This is a genomic window from Xenococcus sp. PCC 7305, assembly GCF_000332055.1.
In the GTDB taxonomy this organism is placed as follows: Bacteria; Cyanobacteriota; Cyanobacteriia; order Cyanobacteriales; family Xenococcaceae; genus Xenococcus.
Genome location: NZ_ALVZ01000181.1, coordinates 1 through 21,534 on the forward strand (window position 1 = coordinate 1; position 21,534 = coordinate 21,534).

The 21,534-nt window shown below is 42.3% G+C and carries 13 protein-coding genes; 7 read left to right on the plus strand and 6 right to left on the minus strand.

Going from position 1 to position 21,534, the window contains the following annotated elements:
- The coding region (locus XEN7305_RS13405; protein WP_006509986.1) for an EI24 domain-containing protein at window positions 1-823 on the plus strand (823 nt) is incomplete at its 5' end.
- Window positions 824-968: 145 nt separating this feature from the next.
- Here XEN7305_RS13405 and gltD read toward each other — a convergent pair.
- From gltD to XEN7305_RS13425, 4 genes are all read right to left on the minus strand, one after another.
- The gene (gene gltD, locus XEN7305_RS13410; RefSeq protein WP_006509987.1) at window positions 969-2,447 is read right to left on the minus strand and encodes a glutamate synthase small subunit; all 1,479 of its coding nucleotides are present in this window, start codon (window positions 2,445-2,447) and stop codon (window positions 969-971) included.
- A 98-nt stretch (window positions 2,448-2,545) separates the two neighbouring features.
- A complete protein-coding gene (gltB, locus tag XEN7305_RS13415) occupies window positions 2,546-7,150 on the minus strand; it encodes a glutamate synthase large subunit (protein ID WP_006509988.1) in 4,605 nt (1,534 codons plus the stop codon).
- A 187-nt stretch (window positions 7,151-7,337) separates the two neighbouring features.
- Window positions 7,338-7,730, minus strand: coding sequence for a hypothetical protein (locus tag XEN7305_RS13420; RefSeq protein WP_006509989.1), 393 nt, complete (start codon window positions 7,728-7,730; stop codon window positions 7,338-7,340).
- Window positions 7,730-8,104 carry a DUF433 domain-containing protein gene (locus tag XEN7305_RS13425; RefSeq protein ID WP_006509990.1) on the minus strand — a complete coding sequence of 125 codons (375 nt, stop codon included), beginning with the start codon at window positions 8,102-8,104 and terminating at the stop codon, window positions 7,730-7,732. The genes XEN7305_RS13420 and XEN7305_RS13425 overlap by 1 nt, the downstream gene beginning before the upstream one ends.
- Before the next feature lie 224 nt (window positions 8,105-8,328).
- On the opposite strand from XEN7305_RS13425, the gene XEN7305_RS26675 reads away from it, so the two are divergent.
- Window positions 8,329-12,834, plus strand: coding sequence for a caspase family protein (locus XEN7305_RS26675; protein WP_144053268.1), 4,506 nt, complete (start codon window positions 8,329-8,331; stop codon window positions 12,832-12,834).
- Window positions 12,835-12,963: 129 nt separating this feature from the next.
- Entirely contained in the window at window positions 12,964-13,317 is a 354-nt protein-coding gene (locus XEN7305_RS13435; protein ID WP_006509992.1) for a ferredoxin, read from the plus strand.
- Window positions 13,318-13,390: 73 nt separating this feature from the next.
- Here XEN7305_RS13435 and tilS read toward each other — a convergent pair whose 3' ends face one another.
- Window positions 13,391-14,407: a tRNA lysidine(34) synthetase TilS gene (gene tilS / locus XEN7305_RS13440; protein WP_006509993.1), complete on the minus strand. Its 1,017-nt coding sequence runs from the start codon at window positions 14,405-14,407 to the stop codon at window positions 13,391-13,393.
- Window positions 14,408-14,628: 221 nt separating this feature from the next.
- On the opposite strand from tilS, the gene gntT reads away from it, so the two are divergent.
- Window positions 14,629-15,957 carry a guanitoxin biosynthesis MATE family efflux transporter GntT gene (gntT, locus tag XEN7305_RS13445; protein ID WP_006509994.1) on the plus strand — a complete coding sequence of 443 codons (1,329 nt, stop codon included), beginning with the start codon at window positions 14,629-14,631 and terminating at the stop codon, window positions 15,955-15,957.
- An 80-nt stretch (window positions 15,958-16,037) separates the two neighbouring features.
- A complete protein-coding gene (locus XEN7305_RS13450; protein WP_006509995.1) occupies window positions 16,038-16,409 on the plus strand; it encodes a four helix bundle protein in 372 nt (123 codons plus the stop codon).
- A 34-nt stretch (window positions 16,410-16,443) separates the two neighbouring features.
- Here XEN7305_RS13450 and XEN7305_RS13455 read toward each other — a convergent pair whose 3' ends face one another.
- Complete coding sequence (locus XEN7305_RS13455; RefSeq protein ID WP_006509996.1) at window positions 16,444-17,529, minus strand: PIN/TRAM domain-containing protein; 1,086 nt, start codon at window positions 17,527-17,529, stop codon at window positions 16,444-16,446.
- A 212-nt stretch (window positions 17,530-17,741) separates the two neighbouring features.
- On the opposite strand from XEN7305_RS13455, the gene XEN7305_RS30035 reads away from it, so the two are divergent.
- Window positions 17,742-17,870 carry a hypothetical protein gene (locus tag XEN7305_RS30035; protein ID WP_255325061.1) on the plus strand — a complete coding sequence of 43 codons (129 nt, stop codon included), beginning with the start codon at window positions 17,742-17,744 and terminating at the stop codon, window positions 17,868-17,870.
- Window positions 17,871-18,224: 354 nt separating this feature from the next.
- Complete coding sequence (locus XEN7305_RS13460; RefSeq protein WP_006509997.1) at window positions 18,225-21,419, plus strand: esterase-like activity of phytase family protein; 3,195 nt, start codon at window positions 18,225-18,227, stop codon at window positions 21,417-21,419.
- Window positions 21,420-21,534: the final 115 nt, after the last annotated feature.

Sequence of the window (21,534 nt, forward strand, 5' to 3'; positions counted from 1 at the left end):
TTGGCCTTTTTGCATGATTAAAAAAGTTTTAGGTGGATTTGGGACTGTTGCGGGGGCAACCTATCCTTTTAGAGCTTTAATATTATTTATCCGTCATCCTAAACTAATAGGATATATTGTGATTCCAATTATTCTGAATCTGATTATCGCGATCGCAATTTATGGGGGATTACTATTTTTCGGCTTAGATTTAATCACAGAAATCCAAGTTGATATTTCCACAAGATTGAGTCAATTTATTGCCGAGCTTCCTGCATGGCTCTCAATTCTCAACTATGGAGTATCGGGATTAATCTTGTTACTGAAACTTTTATTAACTATTGTTCTGTTTTTTGTCACAGGATTTATTTTGACTCAGTTCGGTGTTTTGTTAGGAGCACCTTGGTATGGACAACTTTCAGAAAAGTTGGAGAAAATTCGCACAGGCAATGTAGAAATTGTCGAAGTTAGTCTCGCAACAGATCTTGGTAGGGCAATTTTATACGAGTTAAAAAAGATTGTTTTGATGATTGGGATTGGGATTCCTTTATTAATCATCAACTTATTCCCCGGTATTGGAACCTTGATTGTCACCGCAAGTTGGTTTACTCTGAGCACGACGATTATTGGTCTTGATTTTATGGACTCTGCCCTTGAGAGAAGACGCTTAAAGTTCCGTAAAAAGTTAAATTTAGTTATTCAAAGTTTTCCTGCTAGTGCTAGTTTTGCTCTAGTTTGTTTCTTTTTAATTAGTATTCCTTTAGTTAATTTATTTACGATTCCCCTATGTGTTGCCTCGGGAACCTTATTTGTCTGCGATCGCGTTTTGCCAATTAATAATTGATAGCAATTTTTTGGCTCGTGAGGTGTTACAAATTTAAGTTTTAGGGAACAGGGAACAGGGAACAGGGAACAAAAATTTTCCCCAAATCCCCAAATCCCCAAATCCCAATTCAGAACTAGTAAATTTTGTACGAATCGAACTCAGGTTAGGGCAAATCCGTACTCCCCATTAAATAGCGATCGCATTCACGAGCTACCCCGCGACCCTCATCGAATGCCCAAACCACTAGACTTTGACCCCGACGACAATCTCCTGCAGCAAAAACTCCAGGAATACTCGTATTGTATTGGTTATATTCGGCTTTGATATTACTACGACCATCGCGATCGAGCCCCAAAGAATCAAGGAGTGGTTGTTCGGGCCCCAAGAAACCCATAGCGAGCAATACTAATTGTGCCGGTACAACTTTTTCGGTGCCAGGAACATGTTGCGGAGTAAAGCGACCATTCTCATCTTTTGCCCACTGAATCTGCACCGTATGAACTGCTTTGACTTGTCCTGACTCATCCCCTTCAAACTTGGTTGCTGTAGTCAGATAGCCTCTGGGATCACCACCAAATTTAGCAGCAGCTTCCTCTTGTCCATAATCTAGGCGGTAAACTTTCGGCCATTCGGGCCAGGGATTATCAGCCGCACGTTCTAGGGGAGGTTGGGGCATAATTTCTAGTTGTTCTAAGCTGCTACAACCATGCCGTACCGATGTCCCTACGCAGTCAGTTCCTGTGTCACCACCACCAATAATTACCACGTCTTTTCCTTGGGCAGAAATACTAGGATCTCTTTGCTCAAGAATTGCTTGGGTGTTTTCTGTCAGAAATTCCATGGCAAAATGAATACCTTTTAGATCACGACCTTCGATTGGCAGATCTCTTGGTTTGGTAGCTCCAGTACAAAGAATAACCGAATCATATTCTTTGAGTAATTGCTCAGCAGGCAAATCCTTGCCAATTTCGGTATTGCAGATAAATTCTACACCTTCTTGCTCTAATAGTTCGATGCGACGCAGCACAATCTCTTTTTTATCCAGTTTCATATTGGGGATGCCATACATTAGCAGCCCTCCTGGTCGATCTGCCCGTTCAAAGACCTTTACCCAATGACCTGCTTTATTGAGTTGAGCAGCGGCACAAAGCCCTGCAGGCCCAGAGCCAATGACCGCAACTTTTTTCCCTGTGCGTTTTTCTGGTGGTTCAGGCGTTACCCAACCTGATTCCCAACCTTTTTCGATAATCGAATATTCAATATTTTTAATTGTTACAGGAGGATTATGAATCCCCAACACACAAGCACCTTCACAAGGGGCAGGGCAAACCCGACCAGTAAACTCTGGGAAATTATTGGTTTTATGTAATCTTTCTAAGGCTTCACGCCAGAGTCCGCGATAGATTAGATCATTCCATTCGGGAATTAGATTATTAATGGGGCAACCACTAGCCATCCGATTAATGGTGATTCCCGTGTGACAAAAAGGTGTCCCGCAATCCATACATCTTGCCGCCTGAGTTTTGAGATTGTCCTCTGGCATCGGCAGATGAAATTCGTCCCAATTATGGATGCGCTCTGCTGCCGGTAATTCTGAAGGGTCTTCGCGGAGATATTCAATAAAGCCTGTTGGTTTTCCCATAGTCGATTAAAAAATTATGAATGATGAATTATTGATGGTAGAGACGTAGCATGCTACGTCTCTACGCGGATTCCGCCACGGATGCTACGTCCCTTGAATCAGCTGCCGCTAATACGGGATACATCGCGGGCATTAGCTTCAAAGGCTGCATTTAGGGCATCGTCGCCACTTAATCCTTCTGCGATCGCATTCTTGATTGCCTGCAACACCCGCTTATAATCTCGGGGCATTACCTTGACAAATTTGGCTGCTGTCTCCTGCCAATTAGATAGCACTTTGGCTGCTTTTTGACTATTGGTATAATCAGCATGGTTTTGGATCATCTGGTAAATAGTTTCGCGGTCTTCCTCATCAAGGGGCTCAATATCTGCCATTTGGGTATTGCAACGAGTCGCAAAATCCCCATCCTCATCGAGAATATAGGCCACGCCGCCACTCATACCTGCACCAAAGTTCCGTCCAGTAGAGCCAAGAATCACAACCTTTCCTCCAGTCATATATTCACAAGCATGGTCTCCCACGGCCTCTACTACAGCGTTAACTCCAGAGTTGCGAACGCAGAAGCGTTCCCCTGCGATGCCATAAATATAGGCTTCCCCCGCAGTTGCGCCATAAAATGCCACATTACCAATGATGATATTATCCTCGGGCACAAAGGTTGAAACCTTGGGAGGATAAACAATTATTTTGCCACCACTCAAACCCTTACCGAGATAATCATTGGCATCTCCTTCTAATTCGAGAGTCACACCCTTGGGCACAAATGCTCCCAAACTTTGTCCGGCACTGCCTTGGAAATGCAGATGAATGGTATCTTCTGGCAAGCCATTCCAATGACGTTTGGTGATTTCATTGCCCAAAATTGTCCCTACTACCCGATTGACATTTTTAATCGGCAAGGTCGCTTTAACCTTTTCTCCTTGCTCGATCGCAGGTTTGCAGAGATCAAGTAAGGTGGTAATGTCCAGGGATTTATCTAAGCCGTGATCTTGAGGAATTTGGCAATAACGACCGACTTCTGGGGCAACTTCCGGCTGGTGCAAGATTGGCGAGAGATCAATACCTTTTGCTTTCCAATGATCAACTGCTTTTTTCGCTTCCAAGACATCGGTACGCCCGACCATTTCGTTCAGAGTCCGAAACCCTAAGCTGGCCATAATCTCACGAACCTCTTCGGCGATAAACCGCATGAAGTTCACAGTGTAAGCAGGATCACCAATAAAGTTTTTCCGTAGTCTGGGGTCTTGTGTGGCCACACCGGCAGGACAAGTATTCATATGACAAACCCGCATCATAATGCAGCCGAGAGTAACCAAGGGGGCCGTGGAAAAACCAAATTCCTCCGCACCCAAGAGAGTTGCGATCGCAACATCCCGACCAGTTTTCATTTGACCGTCGGTTTCGACAGCAATCCGACTGCGCAGATTATTCAAAACTAAGGTTTGATGGGTTTCAGCTAAGCCCAACTCCCAAGGTAAACCCGCATGTTTAATCGAAGTTTGGGGCGAGGCTCCGGTTCCTCCGTCAAAACCAGAAACTAAGACCACATCAGCATGGGCTTTGGCCACTCCAGCAGCGATCGTGCCGACCCCAACCTCGGAAACTAGTTTGACGCTAATGCGAGCTTCCCGATTGGCATTTTTCAGGTCATGAATCAACTCAGCCAAATCTTCAATGGAGTAAATATCATGATGGGGTGGAGGTGAAATTAAGCCCACACCGGGGGTGGAATGGCGCACTTTGGCAATCCAAGGATAGACTTTCTTCCCTGGCAGCTGACCCCCTTCTCCTGGTTTTGCCCCCTGAGCCATTTTGATCTGGAGCTCTTTGGCTTGGGACAGGTACAAACTGGTCACCCCAAAACGCCCTGAGGCTACTTGCTTGATGGCACTATTTTTCGAGTCCCCTTGTTCGTTTGTCCAGGTGTAACGCTCAGGATCTTCGCCGCCTTCGCCTGTATTCGATCTCCCACCAATGCGATTCATTGCGATCGCCAGGGATTCATGGGCTTCTTTGGAAATTGAGCCGTAACTCATCGCCCCGGTCTTGAACCGCTTCATAATCTCTTCGACGGGTTCTACTTCTTCGAGGGGAATTGCTTCGCGCTCTTTATATTCGAGTAAGCCTCTGAGGGTAAAGCGTTGCTTATTTTGATCGTTGACCAGTTGGGAATATTGTTTGAAAAGCTGGTAATCACCAATTTTGACCGCCTGCTGCAAGGTATGAATAGTTTGGGGACTAAATAAATGAGCTTCGCCGTCTTTGCGCCATTGATATTCACCACCAACATCGAGGGTATGGACATTGACATCGCGATCGGGGAAAGCTCGATTATGACGCAAAATGGTTTCCTGGGCGATCGCAGCCAAATCTGCCCCCTCGATCCTCGAAGCTGTCCAGGTGAAATAGCGATCAATTACCGAATGATTCAGCCCGATCGCTTCAAAAATTTGTGCGCCGCGATAGCTTTGGAGAGTGGAAATCCCAATTTTCGAGGCAATTTTAATGGTGCCTTTGGTTACGGCTTTAATATAGTTTTTACAGGCTTTCTGGTAATCCACATCCAGTAAAATCCTCTCGTTAATCATTTCATCGAGAGTGGCAAAGGCCAAATAGGGATTAATGGCACCGCAACCATAACCGAGTAGGACCGCAAAATGATGTACTTCTCTAGGTTCTCCCGATTCAAGAACAATCCCCACTCTGGTGCGAGTGCCTTGGCGAATCAGATGGTGATGTAAACCTGCCACTGCTAGCAAAGCAGGAATGGGAGCTTGCTCAGCCGTGACACCTCGATCGCTCAGGATCAGAATACTCGTACCATCTGCGATCGCCTTGTCTGCATCGGCACAAAGCTGATTAATTGCTGCTTCTAACCCGGCTTCTCCTGTGCTCGGATCAAACAGAATTGGCAAAGTCGCCGATTGAAAATCCCCCTCAAGTTGTTTGAGCTTAGCTAGCTCAGCATTAGTAATGACAGGAGTTTTTAACTTAATCAGATGACAACTCTCAGGTTGCGGGTCGAGCAAGTTACTTTCAGAACCGATGGTAGTGACTGGGGAGGTGACAATTTCTTCGCGAATTGAATCGATGGGGGGATTAGTTACCTGAGCAAATAGCTGTTGGAAATAATCGTAAAGCAGTTTCGGGCGATCAGAAAGTACGGCCAAGGGCGTATCAGTTCCCATGGAGCCCAGGGCTTCAACTCCATTTAGCCCCATTGGTTTGAGTAGCATTCGCAGCTCTTCAAAGGTATAACCGAAGGCCATTTGTTTTTGCAAAATTGTCGCCGCCTCGGAGTCAGCAACCGATGCTCGACCATTGCCATTAGCAGAATTTGCCTCCGGTAAAGATGCCAAATCTACTAGGTTTTTATTCAACCATTCGCGATAGGGATGTTCTGCGACAATTGCTTGCTTAATCTCTTCATCCGCTACAATTCGGCCCTCTTCCATATTGACCAGGAACATACGCCCTGGTTCGAGCCTTCCTTTCAAAGCTACCTGCTCAGGAGCGATCGGCAAAACCCCAGCTTCTGAGGCCATGATTACCAAATTATCTTTGGTCACATAATAACGAGAAGGTCGTAGGCCATTGCGATCTAGAACCGCGCCGACCATGGTGCCATCGGTAAAGGCGATCGAGGCCGGGCCATCCCAAGGTTCCATTAAGCAGGAATGATATTCATAAAAAGCCTTTTGCTGATCACTCATCGATTCGTGAGCTGTCCAGGGCTCAGGAATCATCATCATCACCGCATGGGGTAGCGATCGCCCTGCCAAGACCAAAAGTTCTAAAGTATTATCAAAAATGCTGGAGTCACTGCCATTGATGTTGATTAGATTTTGCACCTTCTTCATGTCTTCGCCGAATAGCTCCGACTCAAACAAAGACTGCCTCGCATGCATCCAGTTAATATTACCGCGCAAAGTATTGATCTCCCCATTATGGGCAATGTAGCGATAGGGATGAGATCTTTCCCAACTAGGGAAGGTATTAGTACTAAAGCGAGAATGAACCAAGGCTAGGGCACTTTCGACATCTTTGTCGTGAAGTTCGGGGTAATATTCTCCCACCTGCATTGGCATCAACATGCCTTTATAAACAATGGTGCGGCAGGAAACACTGGACTCATACCAAAATGAATCTCCGACTTCTTCGTGAACTGCTCGGTGACTGCGTTTGCGAACGACAAACAGTCGGCGCTCAAAAGCTGCCTCATCAAGGTCAGCTGCTCTTCGGATAAAAGCTTGTTGCATGAAGGGCTCACTGGATTTTGCGGTGTCCCCCATGGTGGAGTTGTCGGTAGGGACATCGCGCCAACCGATTACTTGTTGCCCTTCTTCGGTGACAATCCTTTCAAATACCTTTCTCCCTTGCTCCCTAAGAGCTGGGTCGGGGGAAGCATAAATCATGGCAACCCCATAATGGCCTGCTTCAGGAAGGGTAATATTTTCCTGGGCTGCGACTTTTTTGAGGAACTTATGTGGTATTTGCATCAAAATCCCTGCCCCGTCCCCTGTATTGGTTTCAGCACCACAAGCTCCACGATGTTCCAAGTTAATCAGAATCGTCAAAGCTTGTTCTACCAACTCATGGGACTTCTCGCCATTCATATGGACGATAAAACCGACACCACAGGCATCATGCTCGAATTGAGGATCGTATAGACCTTGTTTGGAGGGCAGCTGATTATGATTCATTTTGATAAACAAACTATTGGCAAATACCAAAGACAAATAAAATATAGTTATTTAATTTTACCGAGAGAGGTTGATCTCGCAAAATTTTTAATGAAATGATCACAATCAGATTACAAAATGATATTTTGCTCCAAGACGTTTATCCTCCTTCGCGGAGGTAGTTAGTCGCGCTTAGTGTCGCGCCACATTAGGGAATAAATAATCGGCCTACTCCCTTATAATTTTCAATATCCAAGACAATTTCAATCATGCGATCTACACATTGTTCTCGATAGTTAAACTCATCAAGACGATCAAGAGCTCCGATAGTAACTACAGGCAATGAAGCCGTTGTATTTTCTTCACGGATGACTTGCTCTAATGAGTCTTTTCCTTTCATGTTGCGATTAGCAGTCAGAATTATCATCTTATTTGATTGAGCAAAACGCCATAAAATGCGATCGCTAGTGTCCATAGATAATCCAGCTTCTTTTAAAGTAATAAAACGAATAGATAGGAGATCCAACCAGCCAAGTTTAGTCAAAATACCAAGAAATACAGGAGTATATCCATCAAGATTGTAATCAACCAAGAAAATCATCAAACCTCAGAAGCTCGTCTGGCTTTTTGTTCTTCAAGTTTTCTCCAGAGAGACTCTGATTCTGGTTTATGAGGTACTTTAGCAATGCGATCAAAATGCTGACTATTCCTATCTGCCCAATACTGATAAATTTCTTTTCTCGTCTGCAATACTTCTTGATATTCCTTTTCTATCTGGGTTTTATGATCCTCAATGTAAGATAATGCAGCCTCGATTTGTTCGTCTGTGAGGTTAAATTTATCGCGGACTAACTTTTTTGGATATTCAGCTTTCAATAGATCTATTACGTCATAAAGAGTAATTCTAGTTCCTGAAATGGTTAATCCTCTTTCAGTAAGAATAATTTCTGACTTTTTATGCGAAACTTTTGTCATGATATTACTTGATTTAAATACCTTTGTAGACTTTTTGAAAGCAATAATCTTGTTATAATTTTATCTTCTTACAGGAATTAGGCGATATATCAATTTCATTACAGAAAAGTGATTATTAACTTGGCTCCCAATGTTTAAAGTTTTATTACAAAAAAACTTCTTTTGCATAAAAACATCAATTTGCAACTGAGTAATAGATGGCGGTAGCGAGCGGGTCAAGTCCTATGTCCAAATCCTTCGATCGCAGTATTGCCATAGTCATTGGCATCAATGAATACCAAAATGGCATTGCACCTTTGCAAACTCCAGTGTCAGATGCGATCGCGATCGCGACTATCCTCAGCGAAAGTTACCAATATCATTTGATTCATCCTGATTTTAATTCGGGCGTAATCTTAAATGAATATGCCAAGAAGGAGCAACTAAAAAATCTGTTTACAGATATCCTGCCAAACCAGATAAAACCCACCAATCGAGATCGCCTACTCTTATATTTTGCGGGGCATGGCCTAGCTCGCAACAGTGACATTGGCCCAGAAGGTTATCTCGTGCCCCAGGATGGAGATATCAAACAAAAAGACTCTTTATTGAGAATGATAGATCTCCACGATTGGTTATCCCAATTGCACTGTCGTCATCTGCTCGTGATTCTCGATTGTTGTTTTGCCGGGACGTTTCGTTGGGCAAGTACTCGCAAACTCATTCCCATCCCCGAGAAAATCCATTGGGAGCATTATCATCGTTTTATCAAATATCCCGCTTGGCAAGTAATTACTTCAGCAGCCCATAACCAAGAAGCTCTGGACTTTCTGAACAACCGAGATAGAGATAATAGCAAAAAACATTCCCCCTTTGCCGAAGGATTGATTAAAGCTTTAGGCGATCGCCAGGCCGATTTAATTGCTGATGGGGTAATCACAACTCCCGAACTTTATCTTTATCTGAGGGATTATGTCGGGTTGAGTTCCCAGGAAAGACAAACCCCAGGATTTTTCCCCCTCAAAAATCACGATCGCGGAGAATATATTTTCAAGCTGCCGGATCTCGAACCAGATTTAGAACCGGCACCACCATTAGACAAAAATCACAATCCCTATCGAGGTCTAGAATCCTTTGAAGAAAGACATGCCGACTTATTTTTTGGTCGCCAAGAGGTCATTCAAGAGCTAGCGGCCAAAGTTGGGCGATCGCAGCAACAACTAACTGTAGTTTTGGGTATTTCTGGCTCGGGAAAATCTAGTTTAGTTAAAGCCGGCTTAATTCCCTATTTGCGCCAAAAGCAGGCTCAGAAATGGCTAATTCTCAATCCCCTTCGACCAGGAACCAATCCCCATGCTGCCTTGGCCAGAGGCTTCTCTCAACTAGATAAATATTACAAACCAGTTGCCAATACGACAATGTTAGGGCAGCGACTGCAAGATAACCTCTGCCAGTATATCAAGGCCATCAAAGCTTGGAGCCAGCAACATCCTAATTCAAGACTGTTGTTAGTAATTGATCAATTTGAAGAATTAATTACTCTAGAGCAAAAAACTATCTCTGCAAAGCCGCTGAGCAAGCTGGAGCCTCCCCAAATTACAGCAGAAAAAACCGCATCATGGCAAGAATTTATCACTTTACTGGTCGATATCCTCAAAAAATGCCCCCAACTAAGTTTAGTTATTACTCTGCGTTCTGATTTTGAACCAAGATTCCTCAAATCAGCACTAGCTTCCGATTGGGAGAATTCTCGTTTTGTGGTTCGGGCGATGCGTTCTGATGAATTACGAGATGCTGTCGTCAAACCTGCTACCGAAATGGCATTATATTTTGAGCCTGCAAATTTGGTTGATCGCCTGCTAGATGAAGTAGCGCAAACAGCAGGAGCCCTACCCTTACTATCTTTTGCCCTCAGCCAAATGTATGTCAGACTGCATCGAGCCTGGCTAGAAGAAGGACAAGAAGAACGTGCCCTAACAGTAGATGAAGACTTCGAGCAATCAGGGGGCGTAGCAGGTTCGCTGACCAGAAGAGCTAACGAAGAATATGATAAGTTGCCCGATGATGCCCATCGTCTAACCATGAGCCGAGTCATGTTGCGAATGGTGGAAATTGAAGGGGGCGAAGTCGTTAAACGTCGAGTATTGAAGCCAGAACTAATTTATCCTAGCGAAGCAGAAAACCAACGAGTGTCACGGGTGTTAAGTTCCCTCGTTGAGACTCGTTTAATTGTCACTGGCAAAGAGGCCGAAACAGATAGTATCTATTATGAGCCAGCCCATGATTTCTTGGTTCGAGGTTGGGATAAATTACAAGATTGGCTATCCCAAGATCAACAACAGGATAATTTAGCTTTGCAACGGCTGTTAACTCCTGCGGCAGTTGATTGGCAAAATAAGTCAAAATCGCGGCTTTTTCTCTGGAATGCCAATCCTCGCTTAGATTTACTTCAACAAATCCTGCATTCTCAAGATAGTTGGTTTAATAAAATAGAAACGGAATTTGTGCGCTCTAGTATTGCTAGAAAAAGATTTAATGTGCGCTTTCGTCGCGGCAGTGCGATCGCAATCATGAGTCTGCTCGCTACAGGTCTAATTTTCGCTTTGTTTGGAGAAACTAATGCTCAAATCGGTCAAAGCAAAGCTTCTAATCAATCAGCCAAAGCTGGTTTAACTTCGAAAAATACCCTAGATTCCATGGTTGATAGTCTGCGCGCTGCCAAATTGTTAAAAAATCCCCTAGTAAAAATCCTAAATCCCCAAAAGCAGCTACAGAAAGAAATCACAGGAACTTTGCTCTGGTCAATTCACCAAGTCAAAGAAGTTAATCGTTTGCAAGGTTCTACAGTACCAGTTAGAAGTGTAATTAGTCCCCAAGGTGATCTGATAGCTAGTGCCGAAGACAACGGTTGGATTAGGTTATGGAACTTGCAAGGAGAAAAATTAGCCAATTGGCAAGCTGATAACCAAAGAGTTTGGGCTGTTTCTTTTAGTCCCGATCAAAAATTGTTAGTTAGTGGTTCCGAAAACGGTAAAATTCGCCTCTGGAACTTAGAAAACAAAATATTATCGGGCTTCGCCCTTGAAGGCAGAGGGAAGATGGCAGAGGGCAGATGGTTTAAATCTGCTTCTTCCTATGATTCTCAGAGCTCACAAGACCTCGTGACGCTGATCGCCCAATGGCAGGGTCATCCAGGGATTCTCAGAGATGTCAGCTTTAGTCATAATGGTCAATTAATTGCCAGTGCAGGAGGCGAAGATGGCACTGTCGCCCTCTGGGATCGAGAAGGAAAGCAGCTAGCAAGATGGCAGGCTCATAAAGCACCAACCAAGAATGTGAGTTTTAGTCCCGATGATCAATTGGTTGTAACCACAGGGGGAGAAAAAACGATTCGGCTCTGGAATCTTCAAGGAGAGTTATTATGGCAAGTTCCGGTTCATAGCTGGCAGGTGTCATTTAGTCCTGATGGTCAGCTTATTGCCAGTGCAGGAGATAATGGGTTGATTGAGATCTGGGATCGGCAATATCAGCAAATAGCCTCTTGGCCAGGAGATAGAACCCGACTCTGGAATTTGGCATTTAGTCCCGATAGTAAATCAATTGCCACCGCAGGGGAAGATGGAACTGCTAGAGTATGGGATTTTCGGGGTCAACAATTAGACCAATTTAGTCGCCATTCCAGTCCGGTGAGAACTGTTAGCTTTAGCAAGGATGGCAAACTACTAGTTAGTTCTGGAGATGATGGCACAACTCGTTTATGGAATTTACAGAAACAAACATCTCTAACCTGGCAGGGCGATCGCAATAGGGTGCAGGGTCTGACCTTTAGTCCTGACGGCAAATCATTGGTCAGTGGTGGCACAGATGGGATAGTTCATTTTTGGGATTTACAAGGTAAACAATTATCAAGATTTACCTCCCAGAACTTAGGGATCAAAACTATTGGTATTAGCTCTGATGGTGATGCCGTAGCTAGTGTCAGTGAAGATGGTGTGGTTCACATCTCCAATTTACAGAATGAGTCTTTGGGAATTTTTGCTACTCAAGTTGATTTGATAACTACTATTGTTTTTCATCCTGAGGAGCAGATGATTGCGATCGCGGGAAGCCAGGGAACAATAAAACTCTATAACTTACAAGGGGAATTAATAAGAGATTTACCAACATATCATAATGGTTTAGTTAATAGTCTAACTTTTAGTCCTAATAGTAAATTTTTGGCTAGTGCGGGAGAAGATGGCCTTGTCATCGCCTGGGACTGGCAAAATCAGCGATTACACAATATGTTTCAGGATCATATTGGAGAGGTTCATGAAGTCACTTTCAGTTCTGACGGCAAATGGCTGGCCAGTGCGGGCCGAGATGGCACAATTCGTCGCTGGAATGTCAACAAAAACTCCACTCAATCTCCTTTCCATGTTTATGGTGCTGAAGTCAATTCTGTAGTTTATAGCCCTGATGGGAAGACAATTATTAGCGGTGATAATCAAGGTTCTGTTTGGCTATGGGATCTCGACACCGGAAAAACCCTAGCAACCTGGAAAGCTCACAAATCTGGCATTGAAGATATTAGTTTACACCCAGAGGGCAATTTACTGGCAACCACAGGACAGAATGGCGAGATCAAATTATGGAAAATTGATTCTTTTGAACAATTAATTACTCAGGTTTGTTCTTGGATGGGGAATTATTTGAATCATAACGTCACTGTTGACAACAGCGATCGCAATCTCTGCAAGCATGTCCCCTGAGACACCTTTAATACTACAGCAATGTTCCAAAAAAAAGTCCCCAATATTAAAAAGAGACGTTTTCTTATGAAGAGAATGTCAATATGTGGTAGTTTGCTAACAGCAAAATGATAATGTTGTCGGCGTCACTTGATTTTAGAATCTAATCCCGCTTCCAAAACTGTCCTGGTTTGTCAGGGAAATACCTGTAGCCCATCTGGGGCGGATAAAGTTTTGGCGGTGTTTCAAGCTCAGGCTCCTCCTGGGGTGACAATCATTGGTTGTGGTTGTTTGGGGCAATGTGGCAATGGTCCAATGGTTTTAATTCTGCCGGAAAAGACTTGGTATAGTAGGGTTCATATTAACAGTGCCGAAATAATTATTGAGCAACATTTGCGTTTGGGGAAACCCGTTCCTAATCTTCTCTATTCCCAGTTCCACCCGCTTCCGAGTTCTCAAGAGCAAAAAAAGTCACTTATCTTTGGTTTTGGTTATTTGCTCTAAGCGCAACGATAGCTCTGGTGATAACGATAGTTTGGGTACTCAACGCAAACCAGTATTAAGGCGTCCCTTTTGATCATCTTCTATTTTCTGTTCCCTGTTCCCTGTTCCCTATTCCCTTATAAAAGACAATCCATTCCCCTTCAGCTTCTGCGATCGCATTATTCGGTAAACTAGAAGTTCGACTTTTATTGGGTGCTGAGATTAATTTGCAAACAGCTTCTATTTGTTCAAAATTGGGCTGATGTTGAATGACCTGGGGAAGAAACTGACGAATGATGCGACGTTGTAAAGCTAAAGATATCGCTTTTAGTTTTTGACGATTTAATTTATGTTCCGTGGGATGCTTGACTTGAGCGAGTAACTCAGTTGCGATAGTTTCTAGATATTCGGTATCGGCTCGCAATAATTCCGCAGTTTGCACCAGAGAATTTTCTACCTGAGGATTAAAATTATCTTTTAAATAGGGAATCAAATAGCCTCGAATCCGATTTCTGGCATATTTATTATTTTCATTGGCAATATCAAACCAAATAGGAAGATAAAATTTTTGGCAAAAATCAAAGGTTTCGGAACGAGTAAAATTCAGAATAGGACGAATTAATTGAATATCAGGAGTGAGATTTCTTTGCCAACCCAAGGAGCTTAAGCCATCTGCTCCGGCCCCGCGAATTAAATTGTATAAAAAAGTCTCTGCGCGATCGCTTTTAGTATGACCTGTAACTATATATTGAAAGTCATTTTCCTGGGCAATTTCGATTAAAGCTTGATATCGCCATTGTCTAGCAGCCGCTTCGGTTTCCTTGAGATTATGAGCTTGTTTGAGATAAAAAGGCGTTGACCAGGTCTGGCTAATTTTCTCCACATGAGCGGCAATTCCCATATCTGTGGCCCAGGCATGATCGCAATGGGCGATCGCAATATGCCAATACCATTTTGATTGCAAATCTAAGAGTAATTTACTCAGGCACAGAGAATCTTGACCGCCAGAAACTGCCACTAAAATACGGCTTTGTGGTGGTAATAAAGGTTGATCTCGTAAGGTTTGATGCAACTTCGCATGAAAGTTTGTCCAGATATTTTGATGAACCATAAATACTCTAAAATCTCAATAGTTCAAATATGATCATTTTATGAGACAATGAAAGATTGACTAATTTATTAAATTTTTATTTATAAAATATTGAAATTATCAGTTATTAATTACCAATTATATAGCGTTTCTCAGATTCATGAGGTGCACTCTCTATTCCCTATTCCCTATTCTCGAAAGCAGAGCTGTCTGTATCTCACTAATTTAAGAAGATCTATAATATGACCCTTGCTATTCCTAATAATTATCAGAGTTTTCTGCCAAGATTTTATCGCTTATCTTTTGTTAGTATTTTATCCAACCTCATGGTTCCTTTGGCAGGTTTGTTTGATGCTGCATTTTTGGGCCATTTAACAAATATTAATTACCTAGCTGGCGTAATCTTAGCAAGTCTTTTATTTGATTATCTCTATCGAGTTCTCAAATTTATTCGTAACAGTACCAATACGATGACGGCTCAAGCTGTAGGAGAAAATGATAACCAAAAGATTTTGTTGCAGCTATTGCGCAGTGGCTTAATTGCTCTTGCGATCGCGATAATTATTTTAGGTTTACAATATCCGATCCAAAAATTGGGCTTTGCAATCTTAGCAGGTTCGCCGGTAATTAAAGCTTCAGGAGTTGTCTATTTCAAGAGCAGAATTTGGGGTGCTCCTGCTGTCTTATTAAATCTTGTGCTGATAGGTTGGTTTCTCGGAAGAGAAAAGAATGGTTGGGTTTTTTTGATTTCTTTGATAGCTAATAGCTCGAATGTTTTACTAGATTATGTAATGATCTCCCAATGGGGTTGGGGTTCTATGGGAGCCGGTTTAGCAACTGCTTTGAGTCAATATTTAGCTCTATTTGTCGGTTTGGTAGCCGTAGCTTTGACTATTCAATGGCAAGATCTGCCTGAAGCGATTAAAGCCTTATCTGATAAACAAGCCCTCACTTCAACTTTAGTTTTGAAAGGTAATATCTTTATCCGCTTTTTAATTCTGATTTCTAGCTATGCGGTCTTTACTAATCTTAGTGCCACAATGGGAAAAGAAATCTTAACTGAGAATGGATTGTTATTACAAATTGTTCTGGTAAGTCAATTTTCTGTTCAAGGAATTGGCATGACAGTCCAAACTTTGATTGGTAATTTTCAAGGTCAGGGAGATACAAAAAGAGTTATGCCTTTAGTCTTCACAGGCATTTTCCATGGCTTGTTACTATCTTTAGGTTTTGCTCTGATTGTTTTGTTTTTTCCCCAAACAATCTTTGCCCTTCTGACCAATCATAATTATATTAACCAAGCAATTACTGACTATACAATTTGGTTTTTACCCCTCCTGACTCTGAGTGCGATCGCATTTATTTTAGAAGGATATTTTATTGGCATCAAAGATGGCGTAACCTTGCGCAACTCTTCTCTAATTTCTTTTTGTTGTGTCTTTATCCCTATATCTGCTACTGCCTGGTATTGGCAGAATGCTCATTTACTATGGGCATCTTTAACATCGTTTATGATTTCAATCATCATAATATTGGGAAGCAAATTGAGAATGGAGCTTTCTCAAACTTAACTTGCTAGACTAGCAGTTGAGAATAGGGAACAGGGAACGGGGAACGGGGAACAGTGTAAGAGAAATAAAGTTAATTTACTATGTCCGACATTCATGACTTTAAAGACTTAAGAATCTGGCAAAAGGGTATAGTTATTGCAGAAAAGTGCTATTTTTTGACTAGGACTTTTCCCAAAGATGAACTGTATGGGATGGTTCAACAGATTAGAAGAAGTTCTGCATCTATTCCTGCCAACATAGCGGAAGGGTACGGGAGACGCTATACGAAAGAATATTTAAGATTTCTCAATATATCAGTAGGCTCATTAAATGAACTAGAAACTTACCTGATTTTATCTGAAAGAGTGGGATTATGTTCGAGAAAAGAAACAGAAACAATTATTTCTTTTATTCCCTATTCCCTATTCCCTATTCCCTATTCCCTATTCCCTATTCCCGAAACAACAAACTAATTTTAAATTGCAGGTTCGGTAGAGCCAAAAATGTTTAATGTTTAATAGTCATCTCATTGCCTGGCTTCGCAAAGATCATTCTGCCTGCTGAAGTTTGCAGAGAAGAAGTCACAATCACCTGAATTTCTCCACCAACATAATTATGGCCTTCGTCCACAACTACCATCGTGCCATCATCAAGATAACCAATACCTTGTTGTGGTTCTTTGCCTTGTTTGATGATCTTTAGATCTAAATTATCTCCTGGTAAATAGAGAGGACGCAAAGATTGAGCCAAATCATTTACATTGAGAACTGACACACCCTGTAAGTTAGCAACTTTACTCAGGTTGTAATCATTAGTTAATAAAATACCGTTAATTTCTTGGGTCAAAAGAACTAATTTGGCATCTACAGTATCAAGCTCTTCGTAATTGGTATCGCGAATAATAATTCTCTCGGGATATTCTCCTTGAACGCGATTGAGAATATCTAAGCCTCTTCTGCCACGAATGCGTTTTTGATCGTTGCTGTTATCTGCCAGATTTTGTAACTCTTGTAGGACAAACTTAGGAACAATAATATTGCCTTCTAAAAACCCAGTTTTTAGCAAAGATTCGATTCTGCCATCAATGATGCAACTAGTGTCCAAAATCTTACTAGAAATAGCTTCTAGCGTTCCTTCTGCGACCAAAATACTTTCTAGGCTGCCAGGATTAATCAATCGTAAAAAAGTTCTGCCGTGAGTATCAGCGAGGCTAATTCCCATATAGGAGAACATGACACTGCCCATAATCGCGATCGCGGGCTTTAGGAAACTTAATTCTTCGGGAATCGGTAGCACGAACATGGGAGCCAACATCAGGTTAGCAATCAACAAACCAATAGCCAGGCCGATCGCTCTAGTAATAATCACCTCGATGGGAGTTTTACTGACTTGTTTTTCGAGTCGACGATAGGTAGTCTGGATCGCAACCCCAACTCCCAAACCAATAATCGCGGCAAACCCTGCGAGGGTAAAACGGAGTGCAGAAATATTAGACACTTGCATCAAAATGTCTTGTGGCAGGAATTGCAGGCTATCAAATCCAATATTGATTGCTGCGAAGATACAGATGATGATTATGATGGCATCAATCATGGTGCTACCTAGAGAAGTATGTATGAATGGATATATTATCCCACTCTAATCAATTTTCAGGAAGTCTTGAAAAATTGCACTTTAGTTCTTAACATTGGCGAAATTTTGAAAAGTTATATATCGAGTTTTTAAGAAAATGCTATTTGTCAACCAGTCAAGACACGATCTGGCAATTTCTATACTCATGAAGACTGGTACTAGGTTTTAGGCGATTGGATATAGAGAACTTAAACGCAGCGATCGCAATTCTAGAACGCCACGATGTCATCAAAGAAAGCGCAGGAAAATATCGCATTATTGTCGAACTGTTTCGCAGATGGACAATTTCAGTTATCAGTTAACAGTGATCAGTTATCAGTAAGTTCTTAAAAGATAATCTTTATTTCCCGTCATGTGATTCAGATAGCTATAGTTGGACAATCTAAAAAGCCTCAGAAAAGTTCTATTAGATTATTAATCTAGTTTGATTAACTTAAAATTAAACATCAAATAATTATTACTTAACCCATTAAAAATTAAAGAAAAAATAATTATTGATTAGATTTTGTCACAGCAATAGATTACAGTAATTTGTCGGTTTTAAGCCTCTTAACCTTCGATCTAAATTGTGGTTGATTGTCATACAATGACCTCTTGTTGGAATAAATTATCGAATAAGATCGTACGGTTTTAAATTTCAGGAGAATTAACAATCCATGGTTCTAGATACCCTCAATGTTATTGGTAGATATCAAGTAGAAATTCCCGACGGAGAAGAAGGCGGCGCCGAAATTTCTGCCTATGATCCAGACAGCCAAAGCTTGTTTGTTGTTAATGCTTTTACTAACGCGATCGATATTCTGAGCTTAGCAGATCCCACTAATCCGAGTTTAGTCTCCTCTATTGAGCTAGATACTATTGATGCAGGAATTAATAGCGTTGCAGTAAGTAATGGCATTGTCGCTGCTGCGGTGGCCAGCGATCCGACACAAGATCCAGGAGTAGTTGCTTTTTTTGATACTTCGGGAACTCTACTCGGACAAGTTACCGTTGGGGCGTTACCCGACATGGTGACCTTTACCCCCGATGGCACCAAAGTATTGGTAGCTAATGAAGGAGAACCAGGAGATGATGTCGATCCAGTTGGTTCAATCAGTATTATTGAGCTTGCTGAGGGAGTAGCCAATGCCACAGTGACTACCGCAGGATTTGAGGCTTTTGATGGTTTATCAGAGCAGTTGCGCAGTCGGGGAGTACGGATTTTTCCTGATAAAACTTTCGCCGAAGATGCCGAACCAGAATTTATTACCGTTAGCGCCGATGGCAGCACAGCGTACATTGTCTTACAAGAAAACAATGCTGTAGCAGTTTTAGATATTGCCGCAGGTACCATCACCGAAATCCAGCCTTTAGGGACCAAAAATTACAGTCCAGGCACTCCCCAATTGACTCAATATCCTTGGGACTTGAGTGGCGAAGTTTTGGGGACAACCCCTGCTGGACAAGAAATATTATTAGGAGGTCTTTCTGGATTATTCTATGAAGGCACCAACGAAAATGGTCAATTACAGTTTATTGCCACACCAGATCGCGGGCCAAACGGGGAGCCAACAGATGTAGACGGTGATGGCCTAAATGAACGTCCTTTTCCCTTACCCGATTATCAAGCTAGATTAGTTCGTTTCACCCTAGATCGCGAAACTGGTGAGATTGCAATTACCCAACAGATTAACTTATTTCGCCAAGATGGTGTTACTCCTATTACAGGATTGCCCAATCTTCAAGCAGGAGATCCCGGCTCAGCTTATACCGATGAAGAACCAGTAGATCTCAACGGCAATCCTTTAGACAATGATCCCTTTGGCGCCGATATGGAATCTATTGTGGTGGCACCAGATGGCACCTTTTGGATGTCTGATGAATATCGTCCCGCAATTTATCACTTCAGCGCAGATGGAGTATTAATAGATCGCTTTATTCCCATTGGCACAGCAGCAGCGGGTACAGACGCGGGAACTTTTGGCACAGAAACAATCCCAGAAGTTTATGCCCAACGTCGTGCTAATCGCGGTTTTGAAGGTATGGCGCTCAACACTGATAATGGTCTGCTTTATGCTTTTATCCAAAGTCCCATTGACAATCCTGATATCACTAACACCGAGGCTAGTGAACAGGGTCTGAGAAGTGATGAAAATTCTCGCAATTCCCAAGTTCTGAGAATATTAGAACTTGATCCTGCTACCGGACAGCCTACAGGAGAATATGTTTATTTCCTCGAAGGCTCAGCCGGAGTCGATAAAATCGGTGATGCGGTTTATGTGGGCAATGGCAAATTCCAAGTTATTGAGCGCGATTCAGGAACTGATACCGACTCGAAGAAATTTATCTTTGAAGTCGATCTCACTGGAGCCACTAATATTTTGGGTACAGAGTTATCAAATGCCACTGATGCAGATAATGCCTTAGAAGGGCAAACTGCGGATGAATTGCTGGCGCTGGGAGTAAATGCTGTTAGCAAAACCAAAATTCTCAATCTACCTTCGATTGGTTATTTAGCAGGGGATAAACCCGAAGGACTAGCGCTATTAGATGATGGCTCTTTAGCAGTTATCAACGACAATGACTTTGGTTTATTGGATGAGCCGATACCCGTCGATGGCTCAGTTCCTTTTAATCCCGACCCGACTCAAACTGTTTTAGGTATCATTGAATTTGATCCCCTAGTTTTAGATGCTAGCGATGAAGATGGCAGCATAAACCTCCAAAACTATCCGATTTTTGGTCTTTTTCAACCTGATGCCGTGGCTAGCTACGAGGTTGACGGCGCAACTTTTTATGTGACGGCCAATGAGGGAGATGCTAGGGATGAGGATGTGCGAGTTGCTGATATTATCCTTGACCCCACAGTATTTCCTAATGCGGCAGAATTACAAGATGATGCGGTTTTAGGTCGTTTGGAAATTTCGGCGATCGATGGAGATCTCGATGGTGATGGTGATTATGATCAATTATTTGCCTATGGCGGTCGCTCATTTACGATCTGGGATAGTCGCGGCAATTTGGTTTTCGATAGTGGAGATGAGTTGGAAACTATAACCGCTCAATTATTTCCCAATTTATTTAATTCCCAAGGCACTATTGATTCTTTTGATTCTCGCAGTAATGCTAAAGGTATTGAACCAGAGGGCCTTGTTATCGGGAAAATCGATGATATTCCCTATGCTTTTGTTGGTTTAGAAAGAATTGGCGGGGTGATAATTTATGATATTTCCGATCCGACTGATGCGGAATTTGTTGATTATGTTAATCCGACGAATGAAAATGGTGATGCCATTGATATTGCGCCTGAAGGGTTAACCTTTATCTCCGCTGATGATAGTCCAAATGGGGAGCCGCTCTTGGTGATTGCTAATGAGGTCAGTAATACAACTACTATTTATCAAGCTGTTCTTTCCGATTTTGATACCGATATCTTCCGTTTTCGCAGCGAGGTCGCTGGACAATCATCTTATCTATATGCGGGTGGAGATGAAGCCGAGAGTATTCGGGCAAATTTTGCTGATACTTTTACCGAAGAGGGTTTTGCTTTTACCGTATCTGCCGAGCCCCAAGATGATTTGATTGATTTATATCGTTTCCGTAGTGAGCAGGGAACCTATCTTTATGTAGGTGAGGATGAGCGCAATAGTATTAACAATAATCCCAACTTAGCTGCTGTTTTTACAGAAGAGGGTCGAGCCTTTTCAGTCTACGGTGCAGGTTCAGGAGAGGCAACGGAGTTTTCTCGTTTCCGCAATCTCAATAACCCCAATAATTATTTGTATGCCGCAGGTGCAGAGGCTGAGTCGATTCGTAATGATTTCGCCACTACCTTTGTGGATGAGGGTGCTGCTTTTGAATCTGAAATTTAAAAGTTCAAAAAGTTAGTCCTAGTTTAGGGGAATATTCTATTGAATTAGATGATATTCCCTTAAATTCTTCTTAATCAAAGATTGATCTCATATTTACAAAGGCTTGAGAAAGAAA

Excerpts from the sequence above, each read along its gene's own strand:
- gltD (WP_006509987.1), bottom strand. The coding sequence starts at position 2,447 with ATGGGAAAACCAACAGGCTTTATTGAATATCTCCGCGAAGACCCTTCA.
- gltB (WP_006509988.1), bottom strand. The coding sequence starts at position 7,150 with ATGAATCATAATCAGCTGCCCTCCAAACAAGGTCTATACGATCCTCAA.
- XEN7305_RS13420 (WP_006509989.1), bottom strand. The coding sequence starts at position 7,730 with ATGATTTTCTTGGTTGATTACAATCTTGATGGATATACTCCTGTATTT.
- XEN7305_RS13425 (WP_006509990.1), bottom strand. The coding sequence starts at position 8,104 with ATGACAAAAGTTTCGCATAAAAAGTCAGAAATTATTCTTACTGAAAGA.
- XEN7305_RS26675 (WP_144053268.1), top strand. The coding sequence starts at position 8,329 with ATGTCCAAATCCTTCGATCGCAGTATTGCCATAGTCATTGGCATCAAT.
- tilS (WP_006509993.1), bottom strand. The coding sequence starts at position 14,407 with ATGGTTCATCAAAATATCTGGACAAACTTTCATGCGAAGTTGCATCAA.
- gntT (WP_006509994.1), top strand. The coding sequence starts at position 14,629 with ATGACCCTTGCTATTCCTAATAATTATCAGAGTTTTCTGCCAAGATTT.
- XEN7305_RS13450 (WP_006509995.1), top strand. The coding sequence starts at position 16,038 with ATGTCCGACATTCATGACTTTAAAGACTTAAGAATCTGGCAAAAGGGT.
- XEN7305_RS13455 (WP_006509996.1), bottom strand. The coding sequence starts at position 17,529 with ATGATTGATGCCATCATAATCATCATCTGTATCTTCGCAGCAATCAAT.
- XEN7305_RS13460 (WP_006509997.1), top strand. The coding sequence starts at position 18,225 with ATGGTTCTAGATACCCTCAATGTTATTGGTAGATATCAAGTAGAAATT.